Here is a 22,030-nt window from a genome sequence, read left to right as displayed (position 1 = left end):
TGTGCAGTCGTTCTGTCATTTAGGCAGGCGAACAACACGTACAAGCAAGCAGGAAAAAATCTCAACGCAAATCAGTTTTACCTTGAATGGATTTGATCAGGTTGCCGCGCAATACGGCAACCGATTCATGGAAACCTTCAGCGCGTCTTCGCCAAGATCAGCCGCGCTTCCAACCCGCCCTCCGGCAAATTATTGTGCAAGGACAGCGAAGCATCCATCGCCAGCGCCAGCTGCCGCGCAATAGCCAGCCCCAGTCCGGTGCCGCCGGTCTGCCGATTACGCGATTCTTCCACGCGATAGAAGGGTTCGAACACGGTCTCCAGCAACTCTGGTGGAATCCCCGGGCCGCTGTCACGTACCGAAATCATTACCGATCCATCAGGCGGAGATGATGCCACCACGATGCGAGCACTGCCCCCGTACTTCAATGCATTGTCGATCAGGTTGCCGAGGATGCGCCGCAGTGCTTGCGGGCGCGTCACCAATGGCGCACCGATATTTCCCTCCAGAGACACATCGCTGCCGGCGTCGACGTAGTCGCACATCAGACTGTCGAGCAAGGCATCGGGGTCAATGCGGATGGGCGCTTCCGCTGCGCCGTGCAAGGTGCGCGCATAGGCTACGCCTTCCTTGACGAGGCTTTCCATTTCCTGCAAATCCTGTTGCAGTTTGGCGTGCTGCGGATCGTCGTCCATCACGTCGACGCGCAGACGCATGCGCGTGATCGGTGTCTGCAAGTCGTGCGAAATCGAGGCGAGGATTTGCATGCGCTCGGTCATGTAGGTCGCGATACGATCCTGCATGGCGTTGAATGCTTTGGATGCGCGCGCCACTTCCGAGGGGCCGTCTTCCGGCAAGCGCGCCGCCTTGAGATCGGGGCCAAGCGCATCAGCCGCCGTTGCCAGCGCGTGCAGCGGCCGCGTCGCCAGCCGCACCGCCAGCCAGCAGCATGCGGCCAGTACGATGAGTTGCAGCGCCAGCACCAGCGGCAGCCACGGCGACAGCGGCACGCCCGACATCGGCCGCATGTCGATGGTCAGCGGCGTGCCGTCGGTCAGCTTCAGGTGCACCTGCATGCGCTCTTTGTCACCGGGCACGGCATTGACGGTCAGCGCGTAATCAGTGCCGATACCGTCGGCGATCGACTTCGCCACCATCTTCGACAGGCGCGCGTCCGGCGGCGTGCCCGTGATGCCGGGGCCGAGGATGAATTCATAACTGCGGCGCGCCAGACGCGGCAGCCATTGCGGACGTTCGGCGGGAGGAAGATGGTCGAGCAGCGCTACTGAACTGGCTGCTTCGCGCTCGATATAACCCATCATGACATTGGTGGTGGCCTGATCGCGCTCAGTCAGCGTGAGCCAGAATGACAAGGTCTGCGCCAGCACCAGCCCGATGCATAAGATCAGCGCCAGTCGGGCGAACAGCGTGCGCGGCCAGCGTAAAAAAGAGAGCTTCATTGCTCACCATCTATCAGCGTGACGGCTGCCGAAAATACATATCCCTCGTTGCGCAGCGTCTTGATGTAGCGCGGTTCGCGCGCGCCATCTTGCAGGCGCTGGCGCAGGCGGCTGACCAGCAGGTCGATGGAACGGTCAAAAGGATCCGCCGCCCGCCCCTGCGTCAGGTTGAGCAACTGGTCGCGCGTGAGCACGCGCTGCGGATGATCGAGGAAGACGCGCAGCAGGCGATATTCTGCGCCACTGAGCGCCACCATGGTGCCGTCCTGATCGAGCAGATGTCGCGCCGTGGTATCGAGACGCCAGTCGCCAAAACCGAGCAACTGAACCGCTTCGGTCACCTGCATGTTAGGCGGCAGCATGCGCGCGCGCCGCAGCACCGAACGGATACGCGCCATCAGTTCGCGCACCGCAAACGGTTTGGTGAGGTAATCATCGGCCCCCATTTCCAGCCCGACGATACGGTCGGTTTCTTCGCTGCGCGCAGTCAGCATCAGCACAGGCACGGCCTTGAATTTGCCCACGCGCAATTCGCGGCACAGCACCAGGCCGTCTTCGCCGGGCAGCATCAGATCCAGCACGATCAGGTCCGGTGCGCCCTGCTCCAGCACGGCGCGCATCTGGCGCCCGTTGGCCGCCAGCGACACGCGCATGCCGTTCTTTTCAAGATAGGCAGCCAGCAATTCACGGATGCCGCGGTCGTCGTCGACGATCAGGATGTGGTCTTGGTTTTCCATGCGGCGATCATACCTTAGCTCGTTTGCGGCGACGCGCGGGTGTTGCGCTTGCCACATTCAGCAGCGAGCAATACAACGGCTTGGCCAGTTCCGCCGCCAGACCACCGGCGACAAAGGCAAACACCGCCAGCAAGCGCCTTAGCAGCCTCATGCGTCCTCCAGCACGGACAGGCTGGCGCCGTCGGCGACGCTTGCTTCCAGCGCATACGGATCGACGCCTTCCAGGCAGCCGATGTTGGCGCGCCAGCGCAGCGGATCCTTGCGCGTCTGATGGAAGGGATAGATGCCGCAGTGCTTGCAAAAATAGTGCTTCGCAGTTCGTGTATTGAACTGGTACAGCGTCAGCGACTCTTCGCCGCTGATGATCTTCACGTCGGCGGCGTCGATCATCGGCGTCATCAGCGCACCCTTGCGGCGGCACATGCTGCAGTTGCAGCGCCCGGCCGGCGTCAGCGCGGTACGGACTTCAAAACGGACAGCGCCGCAGTGGCAGGAGCCTTTGTAGCGTTCAGGGATCATTTACTTTTCCTTCAGGTGGTTGGCAATGACCACTTTATAAATCAATGCGAAGACAAGTCCCGGGATGATTTGTGTCCCAATGTATCTGGCGCATACACATACACAAAACATTGCACCCAGGCGGCTTTATGGACACAAGCCAGATACGTCCAAGCGTTCCAATACGGTCATCGCAACCAACATTGGAAATCGCCATGCACAGCTTCCTCGAAACACCATTCGCCCTGCTGGCCGGTCTGCTGACCATCGCCTCTCCCTGCGTCCTCCCGGTTTTACCCATCTTGCTGGGCAGTTCGGTAGGGACGAACGGCAGCGCGCCCAACCGAACCCGCCCGCTGTTTATTATCGCCGGCTTCATCCTGAGTTTTTCCGCCTTCGCCATGCTGCTGGGCGCTGTCTCCAGCACCATCCATGTGGCGCAGGAAGTCTTGCGCAATACCGCCATCACATTGCTGGCGCTGTCCGGCCTGCTGCGCCTGTGGCCTCGGCCCTATGAATGGCTGGTGGCGCAATTGCAGACTCCACTACAACGCATGCACGCCGCGCCGAAGACTCCCAAAGTGCATGCCGGCAACACCGGCGGCTTTGTACTGGGCATGTCGCTGGGCGCGGTATGGACACCGTGCGCCGGTCCGGTGTTGGCATCGATCCTGGTACTGGTCGTGAAGGCCCAGGATCTCGGCTGGTCGGCCCTGCTGTTGCTGATGTACACCATCGGCGCCGCCATCCCCATGCTCGCCATCCTCTACGGCGGCCAGTACATCACCCGCCATGTTCGCATGGTGTCGCGCCATACCCAACGTCTGCAACAGCTGTTCGGCGTGCTGGTGGTGCTGACAGCGTTGGCGATCTATCTGCAATACGACGTGTTGATTACTGCTGCATTTTCGTCTCTGTTTTCTTCTTCCTTCTGAAACCCTAAAGGACTCCATCATGCTTTCCCGACTCAAGACCTTCGCCGCCCTGACTGTACTGGCTGCTGCAACCTCCACCGCTTCTGCCGGCACACTCGGCAAAAGCGTCGCCGCACCGGAATTCACCGGCATCGACAAATGGCTCAACAGCGAACCGCTGACCATGCAGCAATTGCGCGGCAAGGTGGTGCTGGTCGACTTCTGGACCTACACCTGCATCAATTGCATCAACACCCTGCCCTACGTCAAATCCTGGTACCAGAAGTACAAGGATCAGGGCCTGGTCGTGATCGGTGTGCACACGCCCGAGTACCCGTTCGAGCGCAACACCGACAACGTCAAGACCGCCATCAAGCGCTTCGGCCTGACGTATCCGGTGGCACAGGACAACCAGTACGCCACCTGGACTTCGTACAACAACCAGTACTGGCCTGCGTTCTACCTGATCGATAAAAAAGGACAAGTGGTCTACACGCACTTCGGCGAAGGCCAGTACGCGCAGACCGAAGCAGCCATCAAGAATTTGCTGGCGCAACCACAGTAAGCATTGAAGCAACGCAAACCCGCGCATCGCCACACACGTAACACCATCACATCCAAGGAGAAAAAATATGTCAGATCTGATCAACCAACGCCGCCGCCGTTTCTTCGGCGCAGCCGCAGCCACCGTCGCCACTGCGCAACTGAACTTCAGTGCGCTCGCCAATGCGCAAAGCATAGTCGCCGGCACTTCGTCCGCAACCGCAGCAGGTTTCACCGGTATCAAGCAAATCGACGCTGGCGTACTCAATATCGGCTATGCGGAAGTCGGCCCGGCCAACGGTCAACCGGTCATCCTGCTGCACGGCTGGCCTTACGACATCCACAGCTTCGTCGACGTCGCGTCTTTGCTGGCGGCTGCCGGCCATCGCGTGATCATCCCGCATCTGCGCGGCCACGGCAGCACGCGTTTCCTGTCTGCGGACGCACTGCGCAATGCCCAGCAATCAGCCGTGGCACAGGACATCATCGCGCTGATGGATGCATTACGGATTCCCTCCGCGGTCATTGCCGGTTTTGACTGGGGGGCGCGCACCGCGTGCATCATGGCGGCCCTGTGGCCGGAGCGCTGCAAAGCGCTGGTGTCAGTGAGCGGCTATTTGATGACCAATCTGGCAGCGGCTAAAAAGCCACTGCCGCCGAAGGCAGAGTTCGACTGGTGGTATCAGTTCTACTTCACTACCGAGCGCGGTGTCGAAGGCTATACCAAGTACCGTCGCGAATTCGCCGAGCTGATCTGGAAGACCGCTTCGCCGAAATGGCAGTTCGACGCCGCCACCTTCAATCGCAGCGCCGCGTCGTTCGACAATCCGGATTACGTCGCCATCGTCATCCACAACTACCGCTGGCGTCTCGGCCTGGCCGATGGCGAACGCAAGTACGACGCACTGGAACTCCGCCTCGCCGGCCTCCCTGTCATCGGCATCCCGACCATCACCATGGAAGGCGACGCCAACGGCGCGCCCTTCCTGCCGCCGACCTTGTATCGCGACAAATTCTCGGGGAAATATGAACACCGCAACCTCACCGGCGGCATCGGCCATAACCTGCCACAGGAAGCGCCGCAGGCATTCGCCGATGCAGTATTGGCGGTAACGAAACTGTAAGTCCGCTCAAGAAAGCTGAAACGACAATATCCGCACATACGGATATTGTCGTGCGTCATCGAGCCCAAATTAGTGTTTCAGATTCGGCAGGAACACCGTCAATACTCCCGCCAGCGGCAGCCACGCGCACACTGCATACACCGTCGAGATCCCGTACAGATCAGCAAGATGTCCCAGCAGCGCCGCACCGATGCCGCCGAAACCGAACATCAGCCCGAAGAACACTCCCGAGATCAAACCCACCTTGCCCGGCACCAGCTCCTGCGCATACACCACGATGGCCGAGAACGCCGATGCCAGGATGAAGCCGACGCACACGCACAGCACACCGGTCCAGAACAGATTGGCATGCGGCAGCAGCAAGGCGAACGGCGCCGCACCGAGGATCGAAAACCAGATCACGCGCTTGCGCCCGATCTTGTCGCCGATGGGGCCACCGAAGAACGTCCCCAACGCTACCGCGCCGAGGAACAAGAACAGCAGGATCTGCGAATCACCCACCGCGACATGAAACTTGTCGATCAGGTAAAAGGTGAAATAGCTGGTGAAACTCGCCATGTAAAAGTATTTGGAAAACACCAGCAAGGACAATACCACCAGTGCCTTTTTGACGGTACCCGGCGACAGATTGTGATGCGTAACTGCCTTGCCCTTTTTGACGCCGGCGGCCAGATGATGGCGATACCAATTGCTCACACGTGACAAGGTGATGATCGCCACCACCGCCATGATGCAGAACCATGCGATGTTAGGCTGCCCGAACGGCACCACGATTGCGGCTGCCAGCAACGGTCCCAGTGCGGAACCTGCATTACCGCCGACCTGAAAAGTCGACTGCGCCAGGCCGAAGCGGCCACCTGACGCCATGCGGGCAATGCGCGAGGCTTCCGGGTGAAAGGTCGACGAACCGACACCGATCAGCGCGGCCGCAAACAGGAACCAGCCAAAGCTGCCGGCCATCGACAACATCAACACGCCGATCAGCGTAAAGACCGCCCCGCACGGCAGCAACAGCGGCTTAGGATGCTTGTCGGTATACATGCCGATCCACGGCTGTATCAGCGACGCCGTTACCTGAAACGTCAGGGTGATCAGCCCGACCTGGGTGAACGTCAATCCATAGTTCTGCTTGAGCATCGGATAAATGGACGGCAACAAGGCCTGGATCAGGTCGTTGATCATGTGGGCGAAGCCGACCGCGAGGACGATGCGCAATACCAGCGGCGCAGCGCCGGTGTTGCTGCTGCTTGGGACGGCTGATATCGCGGGGGCCTTATCGGCCAGCGTCGGACTGAGCGAGGATGAACTATTGATTGTCATGACTAGGAATGGATGAATGGACGAAGAACTTGCAGGAATAGGTGAATGGTATAGTGGCATTTAAAAACTGTAATGCCATTTTTCGTCGATTAAGTGACAACCCGCTCGCACCATGAAAATCGTCCACTCCAGCGCCAAGGCCGCCAAACTCCAGCAACTTCCGCAAGCCGTGGTCGCTTTCAGCCGCGACTTCGAATCAGCTCAGCTGCTGGCGCCGCATTCCCATCCACGCGGACAGCTGCTGTACGCCGCAGAAGGCGTGATGCAAGTACGCACGCCGCACGGCCTGTGGGTGATCCCGCCGCAACGCGCGTTGTGGGTGCCGTCGGAACTGGAACATGAAATCCGCATGCTCAGCGAAGTGCATCTGCGCACGCTCTATATCCGGCGGGAAGAATCGCAGCAGATCGGCGATGCTTGCCGCCTGCTGGAAGTTAGCCCGCTGTTACGCGAACTGATCCTGGCGCTGCTCAAGGAAAGCGATGACTACGACACCAAGGCGCGTGGCGGCCATCTGGCGCAACTGATCCTGCTGGAGATTCAGGAGGCGACTTCGATCCCCGTCGCCATTCCCTGGCCCTCCGACCGCCGGTTGGTAGCGATCTGTGAAGCCATCGTCGGCAACCCGGGCAGCCTGAATTCACTGGAGCAATGGGCCGAAATTGGCGGCGCTAGTGCGCGCACGGTGATCCGCCTGTTTCCCAAAGAGACCGGCTTGCAGTTTCGTCATTGGGTGCAGCAAGTCCACATCACCGAGGCGCTGCTGCGGCTGGCGCAGGGCGACGCCGTCGAGCGCATCGCGGAGAAGCTTGGCTACAAGAGCGCCAGCGCCTTCACTAGTATGTTTCGCAAAGTGCTGGGCAAGCCGCCGAGCCAATATGCCCATCATGGGCGACCTGTATTGAGGCCCGCATTGAAGCCACGAACATAGAGCATTTCAATCACCGGCAAGCAGACGATGCAGCCGATATATGACTTAGGCTGCGCTATCGCAACCGGTTATCACGCGATGAATTACTTTCATTAGACAGTGCCTGATGCCGGGCGTAGTGTCGCTTTCCACACGAGGGCCAAATCCAGAATGGCCCCGCAACAGAATCAAGAACCATAAAAGCCGGCGGCCAATACGAGATTATTGCCACGCCATTGGCGGAGACAACACCAGGATTTTTTTACGCGACACCGATGTTCCATCGTTGACGGCGCTGCTGCGTCTGAACGATGGCGACGAACGCGCGCCTGCCGTTTCTCCTCCTCTATCGCTATGGACCTCTTGCTCTGACGCAATCGCTTTTCCGAAACCCAGAATTTGTTATCCGTTTTGCAGCCATCGCTTTACTTAGTAACTAGCAACAACGCAATGCCAGCAGTGAACAACAATTCTTATATCCAGGAGATAGCATGAAATTCGTCAACATCAAATACATAGCCGCCGCCTTCCTCGGCCTGGTCTGTCTGGCCCAGTCGGTCAGCGCCGATACGCTCGCCGACATTCGCCAGCGCAAGAAAATCGTCATCGCCATCGACCTCGGCTCGCCACCCTTCGGCATGACCGACGACAAGCTGCAACCCTACGGTTCCGACGTCAGCGCCGCCAAGATGCTGGCCAAGGACCTCGGCGTCGAGATGGAAATCATCCAGGTTACCGGTCCCAACCGCGTGCCTTTCCTGCTGACCAACAAGGCCGACATCGTGATCGCGTCCTTCAGCATCACGCCGGAACGAGCCAAGGTGATCAACTTCAGCGTGCCTTACAGCGCGTCTGAATCGGTAGTCGGCGCCGAGCACTCGATGCAGATCAAGAGCCTGGCCGACCTGGCCGGAAAACGTGTCGGCGTCGTGCGCGGCAACCTGCAAGACACGCTGCTGACGCCACTCGTCCCCAAGGGTACGACAATGGTGCGCTATGACGACGACTCGACCAATGCCGCCGCGTTGCTGTCGGGTCAGGTCGACGCCATCGGCACCGCCAAGGAACTGGTAACCACAACCGCACGCAAAAATCCGGGCCGCAACATCGAGACCAAATTTGCGGTCAAGGTGGTTCCGCACGGCATCGGCGTACGCAAGGAAGACACGGCACTGCTGGCGTGGATCAACAACTGGGTCGTCATCAATATGAAGAACGGCAATCTGGCCAAATCCTATGAGGCAGCTGCCGGCGCGCCATTGGCTGATCTCTCGCAATACATGCCTAAGTAAAAAACATATCGCTTCACGCCGACGCAGCCTCCGGTTGCGCCGGCTTTTCCCACTTTAGAGAAAGCAATTCACCAGTCATGAAAAATATCGGATTCATAGGCGTCGGCATGATGGGCCAGGGCATGGCGCACAACCTCGTCATCAAAGGCTTCAACGTCACCGTCATGGGCAACCGCAATCGCAAACCGGTGGAAGAGCTGGTCGCCGAAGGCGCGCGCGAGGCGAGCAGCCTGCAAGATCTGGTCGCCGGCACCGATGCCATTATCCTGTGCGTCACCGGCTCACCGCAGGTGGAAGACCTGATGTTCCGCGCCGGTGGCATTCTGGAACACTGCCGCAGCGGCCAGATCGTTATCGACTGTTCCACCAGCGAACCGATGTCGAGCGCACGCATTGCCGAGCAACTGGCGACCAAGGGCGTGAAGTTCGTCGATGCGCCGCTGGCGCGCACGCCGGTGGAAGCCATGCAGGGTCGTCTCAACACCATGGTCGGTGCAGACGCAGCAACGTTCGAAAAAGTGAAACCGGTGCTGGAAGCCTTCTGCGAAAACATCTTCCATATCGGCGACACCACCAGCGCGCAAAAGCTGAAGCTGCTCAACAACTTCATCGCCATCGGCATCGCCACCCTGACGACGGAAGCGTTGGCCATTTGCGACGCGGTCGGCGTCGATCAGCGCAAGTTCTTTGAAGTGATCAGTAAAGGCGGCGCCAACAGCGGCATCTTCCAGATGATCGCCAGCGGCATCCTTGAAGGCCGTTCCGACGGCATGAAGTTCAGCATCGCCAACGCCGGCAAGGATCTCAGCTATTACAACAACATGACGGCGCAGTTCGCCAATCCGGCCATGATCGGCACGCATGTTGCGGCGACCTTGCAGCAAAGCGTGAAGGAAGGCTTCGGCGACCAGATGCTGGGCGCGATGGTGAAGGCGCACAAGGACAGGCTGGCGGCGAAGAAGTAAGTGACGCTTTCATCAGAAGTCGAGTGAGAGCGTCTTGTTACAGACACCGCAGCTATCATCCTGATGACAGTCCGGATCCAGCGTCGCATTGAACATCCCTGCGACGCTGGCCAAGCACCCTACTCAGTAGGGAAACCTTTGCGGCAGGCGCGCACATATCGTGACTGCGCTCTATCCGGTTTATTTTTACTGATTGTTTGAGTAAGCGTGCCTACCTCGCTCGCCTATTTTGATTCTGACTCTAACTTTCGCAACGCCTCCGCAGCGCTCGGATGACCAAGCTGCTGCGCCTGTTTGTAATAGCGCGCCGCTTCTTTTTTATCCCTGGGCAAACCCAGAACACCTTCTGCATACCAGTATCCCAACTGGTAGTTGCTATCCGCATCGCCCGCTGCGGCCTGTTTCTTTTTTTGCCGTAATGCCATCCGATAGTAAGTCAGCGCCAGCTCAGGGTTGGCTGCATTTCCATAGGTGCCGAAGGTGTAGGTTCCCGCTGCGTCCGTCAGCGCGTCGAAATCCTCGCCGGCTTCAGCTTTTTTCAACTGGATCCTGGTCGCTGTTGCCGCCAGCTTTTCTTCCGTCGCCAGGGCCGCATCCTTTTCGGACTCGGGCAGAATTCCCCAGTACATGAGCGAAGACAATTTGCTGCCGGCCTCTGCTGCCTTGAAGTAATAAGTACCAGCCAGACGAAGATCCTTTGGGATCCCATCACTGCCTTTTTCCGTGAGCCCGCCCATTCTCTGAAGCGCGCGCGGCTCTCCCAGCGCCGCGCTCTTTTGATAAAGTTCAACGGCCAGCGCCATATTCTTGGGAACCCGATTTCCCTGCTCCGACAGCCACGCATATTCGTACATGGCGTCGGCATTGCCAGCTTCCGCGCCTTTCTTGTACCAGTCCACGGATTTCTTCATGTCGACCGGCCCCGTCAATCCAGCTCTGTAAAACATGCCGAGGCGCGCCATGGCGGCGCCATCGCCGCCGGCAGCAGCGCTTTCCAGCGACGGTATTTCATTGCGGCGTCGGACTTCCTGCGCGCTTTCACTGGCCTCAACCGCCTTGTCCGTACGCTCGATGGCATCCTGCCGGAACCGAGGCCGCTTGTTGAACACAATATCGACCCGTTTGGCGACGCCTCCGCCGAGCGTGAAGCTCTGCTCAAAGAGTTGTTCGTAGTAATCGTCACGCTTCTTCGTTGCCGTGATCTCGATGAGACCGGGCTTCACCTCCATATCGAGGGGACACTCGCCTTTGAAGACGCCATTGACCCTGATCTCGGAATTGGCGGTCTTCCCCTCGCACAGAAAGCGGATTACCGACAATTCCGTCGGCGCTTGTTTTTGCGCATTGGCATTTTTTGCTTTCGGCTCGGCCGCGCCGGCCAGGCCATGTGCGAGCAACAATGCAAGCAACAAGTAGCCGCGATTCGTTATTTTTTTCATGTCATTTTCTCTCGGCTACCCGACCATCTGGTTGAATGAATGTGAAGGTGAATCTTTGCTGTCCTTATTGGCGAACATTTACTTCGGAACACAAGTAAAAGTCCCGTCAGGTCGATCCTGAATTTCATCCTTGCCGAACGCAATACCACCTTCGCAGGCTGCGTAGTGATAATCGCCGATGCCGCGCGCATATTGTTTGTCACCAGGGCCGACATTGACGGAGTGCGTATAAAAACTATTACCTGCCGGACCGTCACCACATTGCTTCTTGCTGTACTTCAGATTGCCGCACCACACGACAAAGATCTGAATGTTGCAGGTGTTGGTAAAGCCGAGATCTTCCTTCTCTCGACTGACGGAGACACAGCGCATTGCTTCGCGGCCGGTATTGATCGAGTTGGATTTCTTTTGCGGCGCACTGGCGGCGGCGGGTGCTACGTCCCGAACCGGCTGGCTCGCTGGTGTACTCTTCGCGGCTGCAGCTGCAGCCTGTGCACGCTGGTTATCCTGCTGAGCCTGCGCCAATTGGATGCGTTGCGTTTCAGCCTGGCGTTGCTGTTGCAGACGTTGCGAATCGAGCTGCGCACGATCCTGCGCCTGCCGTCGCTGCTCTGTGGCTACGTTGCGGGCGGCCTCGGCCTGTTGTTGAGCGAACTGCTGGTTGCGCGCCTGTTCTGCCGCACGATTATTGGCCTGCGCACGAATGGTTTGCGAATAGGCGCTCCCTGCGGCGGCGATGCGATTGTTGAGGTTTTCGCGCTCTTCGGCTTCGGCCTGTGCTTGTCGTTCCGCATCGCGCGCACGCTGTTCGGCTTGCCGCAACTGCGCTTCTTGCTTCTCCAGTTCGCGTTGTCGTTGTGCGGCGAGGCGCTGCTCTTCTTTTTCACGCGCACGTTCGGCAAGAAGTTCGTCTTCTGTACGTTTGAGCGCAGTCTTGGACTTGGAATCGGTGGAGAATTTTCTGGCGTTCTTCAACTGCGTTTCGGCACAAGTGTAATCTCGCACGCGAATGCATTGAGAGGCCTTGGATAGTGCTTCGTCGAAATCGCCCTTGTCGACGCGGTCCAGCTGCTCGCTCATGCGCAGCAAATCTTGCGGCCCGGCCTGCGCAGATGTCATCGCTAGGCCGGCGCATGACAACAAGAGCACCCGCAAAATTTTATTCATACCAACCGTCCCCACGGCCAACCTCTTTGTACCCAAAGTTTTCCCCTTTTATTCTGATGCGAGATGGCGCGCCATTGGTTTTGGAATTTCCAGCAACCTGATTTTCCTAGCGCGGCGGGCCGACTCTGTCATCATTTTCAAACCGGCCTTCCACACGCGTACCGTCAGGCGCAATTACAACACCGTTACCGTGCCGCATATTGTTGGCGAAATCACCGATGTAGCGATAGCCATCTTTGGTCAGCAGCTCTCCCTTGCCCTGGCGTTTGCCGCTGACCCAGTTGCCGTCGTAGCGATCGCCGGTGTTCCAGGCATACACGCCTCTGCCATTGCGCAGACCTTTGGAGAACTCGCCCTCGAACGTGCCGTTATTGAGCGCCTGTTTGCCATGTCCGTCCCGAAAGCCTTCGACGAAATCTCCACGGTATTCCTCGCCGCCGTTAAGGTATAGGGTACCTTGCCCATCTGCCCATCCTGCCGCCACCGTGCCGACGTAACGCGCCGAGACGACGCCGTTGGCTTCGAATTTCAACTCGCCGCTTCCCGACGCGATGCCATCGCGGCAAGGACCGGTCCAGGAAACGGTCTCACCCGTAACCGGCTTGAACAAGTAGCAGGATCTGGGATCAAGAAAATAGTACCTGGCAAGATCATTCGCAGCCTGAGGATCGCCGGGCGCTGCCTTGATCATTTTGGTCAGACGCGCTTCAGCTTGACGACGGCGATCGTTGCTGGCCGCCTCCGCCGCGCGTTTTCCAGCGGCATTCATCTGCGCCGTCGAGAGCACTACTTCAACACGCTTGCTGGTTCCACTGCCAAGACGCACATCCTGTTCGAACAACTGCTCTTGCGCAGATCCGACAGGCTTGCTCACGCGCAACTTGTGCGTGCCTTCGGTCAGCATGATATCGACCGGGCATTCACCCTTGAATTTACCGTCGATCATGACCTCAGCGCCCTTGTCGCCGTCTTCGCAGACGACGCGCAACATCGCGCTGGGCGCGGCGGCAAAGGCCATCGATGACACCAGCAATACAACAGGCGCACCGCATAAGGCAGCGAAACATTTCATGGAAATTCCCCCGGATGAAGATTTATTTTTTGTTCCGGAGACTGTAGCAAGTTACCGTTGGAATGGCTATAGAAACTGTGGCCTCCGCGTGCCTGCGCCTGCTTTGCGCCAGTTTTTTGACCAGGGATTGGATTTTGCAGGATGGATAAGCTCTTTGCCGCGCTCAGCCCTTGGTTAAAGCGGATAAGGTGGATAAAATTTCCGCATTCCAAAGCTGGCAGGCCTCGTGCATAGCCTGTCGTTTCGTTGCGCTTTACGCCACTAATTTGGCAAGAGAAACACCGGTCCGTCAGCTTTGTTTGCTAATATTTACACGTTGTTCATTCACAGGGCCAAAATGGGGAGGCCGGGAACGACAACGATGTGGGATGTATTTGCAACGCCGGGCGATGAATGCTTGTGAGGGGGATCTTCAGCGCATTCAAGATCGGGAGAAGCGCAATGCACCGCCCCAATTCAATCAAGCGACGACAAGAAAGAAAACAGTGATGAAAATGATTCGCCTATTGCTGGCCATTGTGATGCTGGCCGCAGTCCTGACAGGTTGTGCATCCGGTCCGCAACAAGCGGACCTCGAAGTCGCGATGCCAGCCCTTAAACCTGGTTATGGGCGCATTTATTTCTTGCGCTCCTCAGCTTTCTTCGGATCTCCCATCCAGCCGGAAATCCAACTCAACAATCAGGTTGTAGGCAGATCACGAGCACGCGGCTTCTTCTTTGTCGACCGCCCCGCCGGCGCCTATCAGGCCAAGACCTCGACCTCCGTCGCAACCGCGCTGGACTTCAGTCTTTCTGTCGGCGAAGTGAAGTACATCCGTACAGAAGTAAATATCGCCCTCATGGGCATCATGCCCGGAAGCGTGTCGTTTATCGTGATGGACGAGTCCATGGCGGAACCGGAATTACGCAAGCTGAGCTACACCGGCAGAGCAGTCAAGGCTGATCCGAAGTAAGCGCCGGTATCGGTGATTTGTATCGATAAAAGATCGAAACAAGAAAAAGGACGCCTTGGCGTCCTTTTTTACGTGCGCTCTACAACTCCAGCAGTTCCGTACATTGACCTGTCATATCGTCTTCATTCTCAGCGAGATCCCAATAGTCCCAAGCCCGGAGAAACATCAACACAAGCCATCCGCTGCAGGCCAGGATGACAGCCAGAATCACAATCCCAAAGCTGAAAAGGCCGTGCATGGGCTTATGGCCTTGTTGACCGGTTTTGGCCGGCATTGGCGGTACTGGTAGTGTTCATTTGGCTCTCCCGTTTTCCGTGTTATGCGGACGTATGTGCGCATCGGCAGTGTTGACCAAACGGCAGATTGCCGCGATCAGATAAAAGCCTCTTTGCATGTAGGTAAAAAGGAGGGAGCGCCTGCAAGTACGGACGCATAACAAAAGGCCCGCATTGCGCGGGCCGTTCTTTCACCAAGGGCAAGTCACACAGCGGCCATCAAGGTCGCGCCTGCAGAATCTCGACCTTTCGGTCAGCCAGCAAGGGCAGCACACGTCCTACCACCAGCGCCTGATAATGCGCCGACAACTTGTGTGCTTCCAATGCTTCGGCATCGCGATAGTGCTCAAGCAACAATATCGTGCGTGGCTCGTCTGCACGCTGGAAAACCTCGTAGCCCAGGCAACCTTCTTCGGCCAGTGATTGCGGACGCAGCTCACCGATCACCGCCAGGACTTCATCGTAAGACTCGCTCAATGGCTGCCAACGCGCCACGATGGTAATTTGTGTCGTTGTGTTCATCATTATTCTCCTTGAAGTTCTTTGACGATGGCCTGCGCCAATGGTCCTGCCGATGCAGGGTTCTGGCCGGTAAACAAACGGCCGTCGATGACGACCTTGGATTGCCAGACATCCGTTGCCGAATAGTCGCCGCCTTCGGCACGCAGAGCATCTTCCAACAAAAATGGTACGTCGGCTTGCGCGTAACCGGCTTCTTCTTCATTGGAGAAGGATGTCAGCTTGCGATTCTGGATCAACGGCGTGCCGTCGGCCAGTCTCACACCCAGAAATGCAGCGGGACCATGACACACAGCGGCGACGATCTTGCCTGCATCCCAGGCGCGGGCAACGACACGTTTTACTTCAGGGTCAACGGCGATATCCATCATCGGCCCCAGTCCGCCGGGGAAGAAAACCGCATCGTAGTCGAGGACATCGACTTCCGACAGCTTGCGGCTACGTGCCATACGACGGATGGCGTCGCTGTTGCGGAAGGTCAGTTGAACCGGATCCTTTTCATCGTAGCCGTCTTCGGGCGGTGTGCCCCCCAACGGAGAGGCGTACTCGATGGCGATACCGGCCTTGTCGAACACTTCGTAAGGATGCGCGACTTCGGAGAAAAAATATCCTGTAGGACGTTGGTTCGGGCCGATCTGTGGCGTGTTGGTCAAAACAAAAAGTATGTGCTTAACGGTCATGGCAATCTCCAAAAATAAGGGGGCGGTAAAATGTGAAAGCAGTGTTGAATAACTGCTCTGATGTCACTTTATGCAATCAGGGCGACGCCAGGAAGGCGTCTTGTTATCCTATGAGTCGTACTCACTGGCACGGGGCTGAGTCTGGCTTGATATGCCAATCGCACCAGTGAAGGATTAGTGATCAGCCTGGTCAGCGGCCTGCTCGATGACTTTCGCCACCGCTTCGGCATGCGCGATAAATGCTGCATGACTGCCGTTGATCTCGACTACCTTGCTGCCTGCACGCGCCGCCATGAAGCGTTGCAGCTCGGGATTGACTGTACGGTCTGCCGTCGTTATGACAGCCCAGCTCGGCTTCGTCTTCCACGCAGCTTGCGTGACGGGAGCACCTGCCGTCTGGACGGTCGGCATCACTTGCGACATGGCCATGAATTTGGCGTCGGCTGCGGGCAGATCGGCGGCGAAGTCGGCATGGAAGCGTGCCTGATCAACGTAAAGATAGCCGTCGGCGGTCGCCTTGATGGATTCACTGACCGGCGGTGTCTTCTTGACCAGGGTCGCCAAGCTCTCACCGACATCGGGCTGGAATGCCGAGACATAGACCAGACCTGCAACCTTCTCATTCACGCCTGCTTCGGTAATCACCATACCGCCATAGCTGTGACCGACCAGAATGCTTTTACCGTCGAAGGCATTGATAGCGCGGGTGGTGACTTTCACGTCTTCAGCGAACGATGTTTCCGGTTCCTGGACGACGGCGACGCTGTAACCATCGCGCGTCAGAATCCTTGCCACGCCTTGCCAACCTGAGCCGTCAGCAAAAAAACCGTGAACCAGGACGATATTTTTTACCGGCGCGGCCATCGCGGGATGATTGAGGGTAGCGACCAAAGCAAGGGCGAGAGCGGAAGCGATACGGGTAATCTTGTTCATGTTGATACTCCAAAAAGTTAAAAATAAGGTGGGATTACTTCATTACAAAAAGTGGAAAGTAAAAGTTTCTTCGTGCCTCTCAAGCGGCCATTCTTCTCGACGAGAAGCAGCGTGTATTGGTCATTAGCGATGTGAGCGACTATCAAAGCTGCAGCAGCAGCCTGCATCAGCCGACGGTCTTGGCCCAGACCGCTTGCGCGTTGGTGAACTCGCGCAAGCCGAAATGCGACAACTCGCGGCCGTAGCCACTCTTCTTGACGCCACCGACTGGAATGCGCGGATTGGATGCCGAAAAGCCGTTGATGAATACGCCGCCGGTTTCGAGACGGCGGGCAAGGCGCTGGGCGCGGGCAACGTCGCCGGTCCACAAGCTTCCGCCGAGGCCGTAGTCGCTGGTGTTGGCCAGTTCGATGGCGTGTTCAGCGTCTTCCGCAACGGTGATCGCGGCAACCGGGCCGAAGGTTTCTTCATCGAAAGCGGCCATGCCTGGCTTGACGTCGGCCAATACCGTCGGGGCATAAAAGTTGCCGGGGCCATCGATCTTGTGTCCGCCCAACAGCAAGGTAGCCCCGGCTGCAAGCGTACGTTCGACCTGGTTGTGCAGTTCGTCGCGCAAGTCATTGCGTGCCATCGGCCCCATCGCACTCGATGGATCCAGCGGATCGCTGGCCTTCAACTGACTGGCTGCGGCGACGAACTTGCGGGTAAATTCGGCGGCAATAGGTTTTTCGAGGATGAAGCGTTTAGCGGCGAGACAGACCTGACCGGCGTTCTGGAAGCGCGCCTCAATTGCCGCTTTCACGGCCAGATCAATGTTGGCGTCGGCCAGCACGATGAAGGCGTCGGCGCCGCCAAGTTCCAGCAAGCTCTTCTTGAGCGCCTTGCCTGCCAGCGCGGCAACTGCGGCGCCGGCACGCATGCTGCCAGTGAGCGTGACTGCTGCGACGCGCGGATCTTCGATCACGTGCGCCACGGTTTCGTTGTCGGCATTCAGGTTGGCAAACAAGCCTTGGGGAAAGCCAGCGACTTCATACATACGTTGCAAGGCATAGGCAGATCCCATCACATTGGGAGCATGCTTGAGGATGAAGCCGTTACCGGACAACATGACCGGCCCGGAAGCACGTACCACCTGCCACAAGGGGAAATTCCATGGCATGACGGCCAGGATGCTGCCGATCGGAAGATACGACACGTGCACCTGGTCGTTGCCATCGACCGCGACCGGCTCGTCGGCGAGGATGGCCGGGCCGTTTTCAGCGATCCAATCGATGGTGGAAGCGCATTTCTCGACTTCTGCGCGCGCAGCGGCGATGGTCTTGCCCATCTCTGCCGTGATGACGGCAGCCAGGTCTTCGGCGTTTTTGCGCAAGGCGTCGGCCAGACGACGGTAAGTCGCGACGCGCTCGGCTATCGGTGTGGCGCGCCACATGCTGAAGGCTGCAGCGTTGTCTTCGAGCATGCGCTCTACCTCGGCAGGAGTCTGGAAAGCGTAGGTGGCGATCAGTTCGCCGGTGGCAGGATTGCGGGAAACTGCGTTGGCAGCAGGATTGATATTGAATTGCGACATGGTTGGCCTCCGTGAGATGAAGGAGCAGTGTTCAAGAACTGCTCTGACGTCACTTTAGGCAATCGCAACAATCTCAAGAAGGCGTCTTGTTATCCTATGAGTCGCACTCACTGGCAGACGCCGGCGGCGTGGGAATATAGGTGACCAGCGACAAGTCCGGCCGCCCGACCGGTGTCAGGGCCACGTAGGTAAAGGCCGTGATTTCCCCGGAAGGAAGACGCATCCGCTTGGCGCCCTCATCAAAGCCTTTGACGTTGGTGTCCGGCCACCACGCGCGAAACTCTGGGCTTAACTCGGTCAGCTCGGTGATCAGGCTGTCGAACGGCGCCTTGTCCTGCGCCTGAGCACGTGCCGCGCGAAATGCCGAGATCATGCCGCGCGTCATTTGCTCCCAATCAAGGATTTGAGTGCGATAAGGCGGGTACAGAAAGAGCAGGCGCAAGGTATTGCGCTCATGGGGCTGCAGCAAACCGTAGTCCACGAACAGGTCGGCGATCGGATCGTTCCAGGCGAGGATGTCCAGACGGGTGTTGCGGACATAGGCAGGCACGTGAATGGCGCGCACCAGCAACTCCAGTCCGTCGCTCAGACGGCCACCCGTTGCTACAGCGGGCGCTTCACGGGACGATAGCGCGAACAAGTGGGCTGACTCAATCTGGTCGAGCTTGAGAACCTTCGAAATTCTCCGCAATGCGTCGGACGATGGCTGAATCTCTCGTCCCTGTTCCAGCCAGGTGTACCAGCTGACGCTGACGCCGGCGAGCACGGCAACCTCTTCCCGGCGCAAACCCGGCGTGCGACGCGGGCCCTTGGGCAGACCGTATTCATCCGGCTGAAGACGCGCACGTCGACTACTGAGAAAACTACCTAATTCGCGTCGTTGTTCGGGAGATGGTCTGCTTGACATGGAGTGCTCGGGCAATTTGTGAAATTGAAATGGCTAAAAAAAGCTGGCGTGTGTTTCAAGCTGCGATGATATCTACGACGATAAACATCGTGCGAGCGGCATAGATGCATCGATGATCCGATCATTTTGCCAGAAAGTCTGCTGGCAGCGACTATAGGGAGCGACTTCACGTAGCCTCATCTTTGCATTGCTTGCTGACAAAGTTTTGACAAATCGCGAACAATTTTTGTGGCTTTCCATTTTTAACGATCAAATGAAAACTTACCCGCATCCAAGTCAATCGAATAGTCCTTTGTCCTATAACAGCATGCTCGAACAGGGGGCATGCTAAGACATTGATTGTTGCCAATGCCGGCACCAAGACCCGTGAAAACTACTCCCTCTATTACTATGACACCTATTTTATTTGACGAAACGACACTGGCAGAAGCAAGACGTTTTAATCGGAAGCTCGCCTGGGCGCCCCGGTTCAAAATTCGCAATCGGTTTACGCCCTTGGTGATTCAGTCACTGTTGCGTCTTTCCCAGATAGGCGGCACGAAAAAACTGGAACGACAAGGACTTAGCGTTGAACAAAGAAGGATTGCAACAGACGGCATGCAGGTAGCTGTCCGGATCATCAGGCCGTCAGGGCCGGTTCAAGGCGTCGTCTTCGATGTCCATGGCGGCGGATGGGTAATCGGCAACGCCCAGATGGATGACGCAGCCAACGCTGCCATGGCTGTCCATTGCAGCGTGGCGGTGGTATCCATCGACTATCGCTTGTTTGGACACACGCCCATTCAAGGAATCATGACGGATGTCCTCACCACCGCACGCTGGCTGCTCGGCGACGGCCTTCCTGAGTATAAGGGTCTGCCGGTCATCTTTGTCGGCGAATCGGCTGGCGGGCATTTGGCAGCCGCTACCCTGCTCCAATTAAAAGCCTGGCCTGAGTTGCTTCGCCGCGTGAGGGGCGCTGTTCTGTACTACGGTGTTTATGATCTTCTCGGCACACCCAGCGTGCGCCAGGCTGGCCCAGACACATTGGTACTGGACGGCCCGGGGATGGCGCCGGCATTCCGCATGCTCACGCCGGATCTGAGTGACGCTGAGCGGCAACAAGCGCCGCTGTCGCCACTGTATGGCGACTTCGAGGATCTCCCGCCTGCGCTCATGTTTGTCGGCTCGCTTGATCCCTTGCGTGACGACACGCTGGAAATTACCAAGCATTGGGCCAAGCACGCCAACGTAGAAACGCATCTGGTACCGGATGCTCCCCATGGATTCATTCATTTCCCCACGCGGATGGCCGAACAGACCCTTGCGTACAGCCGGCAATGGATACGGCAGTGCATCGAGGATCCCCTCTCGACTCCCCTATGCTAGATTTCAATAAGAACAATACTCAAATCATTTTTTTCTCCCCAATCCGTAAAAATATATAGCCCGGGACGCTGCATTGCGCTGCATTCGGTAGGAAATGGAGGAGCAAAAATTGGGGCAATAGTGAGACCGAGTGAGAAAGCAGAATTTCTTGATAGAGTTGCGGCTTGGGCGCTGCCGACTTCTGCAATCGGCCAGTTGCTGACATTGGGAAAACTCTAAGAAAAGGAAGGGCCAGGAGTCTAGCCCTCTGGATGACGATTACTTGCTGCGGCCGGAAATCAGGTTTACATTGATCCACGACGCCACGTCGGTAACCGTGAGGGCGCGTTGACTATTGAACGTGCCACTCTTATCCCAAGCGACACCCCGTCCTTGAGCAAAGGCCGCACGGTACTTGCGCATCATATTGTGCGGGTCGCGGGCCAGTTCGCCCAGCAAATACTCCTCGCTCCATTCCGAACGGGTAAAGGGGCGACCGAGGGACACTTCCAACTTGTCGGCGACCTCTCCGTAAGTCACGGTATCGCCGGCTAGATAGACAATCTCGTTCTGGATTCGAGGTTTTGCGAACATGACTTCGGCAGTTAGCGCTCCGATATCATCGGGAGTCGTCAGTGTCACAGCGGTGTCGAGGCTGCCCAGTGCATGGACTGCATGGTTTTGTAGATCAACAACGCCGAATTCGGGCTCAAACAAGTAGCTCATAAACATGCCGGTCGAAATAATCACCCACTCAGTCTGATGCTGACTACGCAAAAGCTCTCGCACGTCTAACTGTGCGTCGAAAATGTCCTGCGGACTGCCGCGTCCGATCACGTCAAAATCCACGCCGAACTGCCATGGAAAATATCTTGGGATTCGTGCCTGCAAGGCAGCGCGCGCTAACTTCATTGGCGTGTCGATTCCCGCCGCATAACCCGCGCAACCGAGTACTGTGTCATATTGTGCGAATACTACGGCGAGCTCATCAATGGAGCTCTTCACAAGATCTCCTACGACAATCTCGATCCCAAGATATCGAATCTCCGCGATATCACGTTGCTTGCCTGGTGCACTGGACTCAACGGCACTTGCGCGCAGCAGGACACTGATCTTCACACCGTCGATGCCCTTCGCGCGGTGCGCAAGACTGCGTAGCACCGGTAGGCCGAGTTCACCGGCACCGAGCACGAGAATGTTTTGAGACATGGCGTTAGGATCTGCTTGGTTCATCGTTAGCGGTACAAGCAGTTGGCGGTTTTGATTAGACATGGTTGATTATTCCTGTAAGTTTGAGTGCCTGAACTGTAGCTATTTTGATGACGCGGGAAAAGTAGCCCTGGAGGTTTTCATCATGCAGAAAACGCGAACAATCTTGGGTTATAGTGCCGTTTTATCTATCGCT

At 57.5% G+C, this 22,030-nt stretch carries 22 protein-coding genes; 8 read left to right on the top strand and 14 right to left on the bottom strand.

What is annotated here, in order from left to right:
• Nucleotides 1-137: 137 nt before the first annotated feature.
• From PQR63_RS09815 to PQR63_RS09800, 4 genes are read right to left on the bottom strand one after another with little or no spacing between them, the layout of a single operon-like run.
• Nucleotides 138-1,460 (bottom strand): ATP-binding protein, encoded by a 1,323-nt coding sequence (locus PQR63_RS09815; protein WP_408167675.1) that lies wholly within the window; start codon nt 1,458-1,460, stop codon nt 138-140.
• Nucleotides 1,457-2,197, bottom strand: a complete 741-nt coding sequence (locus tag PQR63_RS09810; RefSeq protein WP_408167674.1) for a response regulator — start codon at nt 2,195-2,197, stop codon at nt 1,457-1,459. Before PQR63_RS09810 ends, PQR63_RS09815 begins: the two co-directional genes overlap by 4 nt.
• Before the next feature lie 7 nt (nt 2,198-2,204).
• A complete protein-coding gene (locus PQR63_RS09805; RefSeq protein ID WP_408167673.1) occupies nt 2,205-2,348 on the bottom strand; it encodes a hypothetical protein in 144 nt (47 codons plus the stop codon).
• The gene (locus PQR63_RS09800; protein WP_408167671.1) at nt 2,345-2,716 is read right to left on the bottom strand and encodes a GFA family protein; all 372 of its coding nucleotides are present in this window, start codon (nt 2,714-2,716) and stop codon (nt 2,345-2,347) included. Before PQR63_RS09800 ends, PQR63_RS09805 begins: the two co-directional genes overlap by 4 nt.
• A gap of 194 nt (nt 2,717-2,910) precedes the next feature.
• On the opposite strand from PQR63_RS09800, the gene PQR63_RS09795 reads away from it, so the two are divergent.
• From PQR63_RS09795 to PQR63_RS09785, 3 genes are all read left to right on the top strand, one after another.
• Nucleotides 2,911-3,630: a cytochrome c biogenesis CcdA family protein gene (locus PQR63_RS09795; RefSeq protein WP_408167670.1), complete on the top strand. Its 720-nt coding sequence runs from the start codon at nt 2,911-2,913 to the stop codon at nt 3,628-3,630.
• 19 nt (nt 3,631-3,649) lie between these two features.
• On the top strand, nt 3,650-4,174 hold the full coding sequence (locus tag PQR63_RS09790) for a thioredoxin family protein (protein ID WP_408167669.1): 525 nt from the start codon (nt 3,650-3,652) through the stop codon (nt 4,172-4,174).
• Nucleotides 4,175-4,241: 67 nt separating this feature from the next.
• On the top strand, nt 4,242-5,276 hold the full coding sequence (locus PQR63_RS09785) for an alpha/beta hydrolase (RefSeq protein ID WP_408167668.1): 1,035 nt from the start codon (nt 4,242-4,244) through the stop codon (nt 5,274-5,276).
• Between the two features lie 69 nt (nt 5,277-5,345).
• Here PQR63_RS09785 and PQR63_RS09780 read toward each other — a convergent pair whose 3' ends face one another.
• On the bottom strand, nt 5,346-6,596 hold the full coding sequence (locus PQR63_RS09780; RefSeq protein WP_408167667.1) for an MFS transporter: 1,251 nt from the start codon (nt 6,594-6,596) through the stop codon (nt 5,346-5,348).
• A 112-nt stretch (nt 6,597-6,708) separates the two neighbouring features.
• Between PQR63_RS09780 and PQR63_RS09775 the strand changes: the two genes are divergently transcribed.
• From PQR63_RS09775 to PQR63_RS09765, 3 genes are all read left to right on the top strand, one after another.
• Nucleotides 6,709-7,527, top strand: coding sequence for an AraC family transcriptional regulator (locus tag PQR63_RS09775; protein WP_408167666.1), 819 nt, complete (start codon nt 6,709-6,711; stop codon nt 7,525-7,527).
• Nucleotides 7,528-7,997: 470 nt separating this feature from the next.
• Nucleotides 7,998-8,798, top strand: a complete 801-nt coding sequence (locus tag PQR63_RS09770) for a transporter substrate-binding domain-containing protein (RefSeq protein WP_408167664.1) — start codon at nt 7,998-8,000, stop codon at nt 8,796-8,798.
• Between the two features lie 77 nt (nt 8,799-8,875).
• The gene (locus tag PQR63_RS09765) at nt 8,876-9,763 is read left to right on the top strand and encodes an NAD(P)-dependent oxidoreductase (protein WP_408167663.1); all 888 of its coding nucleotides are present in this window, start codon (nt 8,876-8,878) and stop codon (nt 9,761-9,763) included.
• A 224-nt stretch (nt 9,764-9,987) separates the two neighbouring features.
• On the opposite strand, the gene PQR63_RS09760 is transcribed toward PQR63_RS09765, so the two are convergent.
• The 3 genes from PQR63_RS09760 to PQR63_RS09750 form a co-directional block, all read right to left on the bottom strand.
• Complete coding sequence (locus PQR63_RS09760) at nt 9,988-11,202, bottom strand: tetratricopeptide repeat protein (RefSeq protein WP_408167661.1); 1,215 nt, start codon at nt 11,200-11,202, stop codon at nt 9,988-9,990.
• A gap of 78 nt (nt 11,203-11,280) precedes the next feature.
• Complete coding sequence (locus PQR63_RS09755) at nt 11,281-12,369, bottom strand: hypothetical protein (RefSeq protein WP_408167660.1); 1,089 nt, start codon at nt 12,367-12,369, stop codon at nt 11,281-11,283.
• A gap of 106 nt (nt 12,370-12,475) precedes the next feature.
• Complete coding sequence (locus PQR63_RS09750) at nt 12,476-13,441, bottom strand: PEGA domain-containing protein (protein ID WP_408167659.1); 966 nt, start codon at nt 13,439-13,441, stop codon at nt 12,476-12,478.
• 368 nt (nt 13,442-13,809) lie between these two features.
• On the opposite strand from PQR63_RS09750, the gene PQR63_RS09745 reads away from it, so the two are divergent.
• Nucleotides 13,810-14,394 carry a DUF2846 domain-containing protein gene (locus PQR63_RS09745; protein ID WP_408167658.1) on the top strand — a complete coding sequence of 195 codons (585 nt, stop codon included), beginning with the start codon at nt 13,810-13,812 and terminating at the stop codon, nt 14,392-14,394.
• Between the two features lie 494 nt (nt 14,395-14,888).
• Here the strand turns inward: PQR63_RS09745 and PQR63_RS09740 are convergent, their stop codons facing one another.
• The 5 genes from PQR63_RS09740 to PQR63_RS09720 all read right to left on the bottom strand — a co-directional run bounded on the left by PQR63_RS09740 (nt 14,889) and on the right by PQR63_RS09720 (nt 19,278).
• Nucleotides 14,889-15,191: a putative quinol monooxygenase gene (locus PQR63_RS09740; protein ID WP_408167657.1), complete on the bottom strand. Its 303-nt coding sequence runs from the start codon at nt 15,189-15,191 to the stop codon at nt 14,889-14,891.
• 2 nt (nt 15,192-15,193) lie between these two features.
• The gene (locus PQR63_RS09735) at nt 15,194-15,868 is read right to left on the bottom strand and encodes a type 1 glutamine amidotransferase domain-containing protein (protein WP_408167656.1); all 675 of its coding nucleotides are present in this window, start codon (nt 15,866-15,868) and stop codon (nt 15,194-15,196) included.
• Nucleotides 15,869-16,042: 174 nt separating this feature from the next.
• Nucleotides 16,043-16,801, bottom strand: coding sequence for an alpha/beta fold hydrolase (locus PQR63_RS09730; RefSeq protein ID WP_408167654.1), 759 nt, complete (start codon nt 16,799-16,801; stop codon nt 16,043-16,045).
• 166 nt (nt 16,802-16,967) lie between these two features.
• On the bottom strand, nt 16,968-18,371 hold the full coding sequence (locus PQR63_RS09725; RefSeq protein ID WP_408167653.1) for an NAD-dependent succinate-semialdehyde dehydrogenase: 1,404 nt from the start codon (nt 18,369-18,371) through the stop codon (nt 16,968-16,970).
• A gap of 94 nt (nt 18,372-18,465) precedes the next feature.
• Nucleotides 18,466-19,278, bottom strand: a complete 813-nt coding sequence (locus tag PQR63_RS09720; RefSeq protein ID WP_094562971.1) for a helix-turn-helix transcriptional regulator — start codon at nt 19,276-19,278, stop codon at nt 18,466-18,468.
• Nucleotides 19,279-19,644: 366 nt separating this feature from the next.
• On the opposite strand from PQR63_RS09720, the gene PQR63_RS09715 reads away from it, so the two are divergent.
• The gene (locus tag PQR63_RS09715; protein WP_408167652.1) at nt 19,645-20,646 is read left to right on the top strand and encodes an alpha/beta hydrolase; all 1,002 of its coding nucleotides are present in this window, start codon (nt 19,645-19,647) and stop codon (nt 20,644-20,646) included.
• A gap of 258 nt (nt 20,647-20,904) precedes the next feature.
• Here PQR63_RS09715 and PQR63_RS09710 read toward each other — a convergent pair whose 3' ends face one another.
• Nucleotides 20,905-21,858: an aromatic alcohol reductase gene (locus PQR63_RS09710; protein WP_408167788.1), complete on the bottom strand. Its 954-nt coding sequence runs from the start codon at nt 21,856-21,858 to the stop codon at nt 20,905-20,907.
• Between the last annotated feature and the right edge of the window lie 172 nt (nt 21,859-22,030).

Origin of the sequence: Herbaspirillum rhizosphaerae (genome assembly GCF_046025915.1) — a bacterium.
GTDB classification, from domain to species: Bacteria; Pseudomonadota; Gammaproteobacteria; order Burkholderiales; family Burkholderiaceae_D; genus Herbaspirillum; species Herbaspirillum rhizosphaerae_A.
Note: the sequence above shows the minus strand (reverse complement) of the source record. Positions and strands in the feature narration are given on the sequence as shown.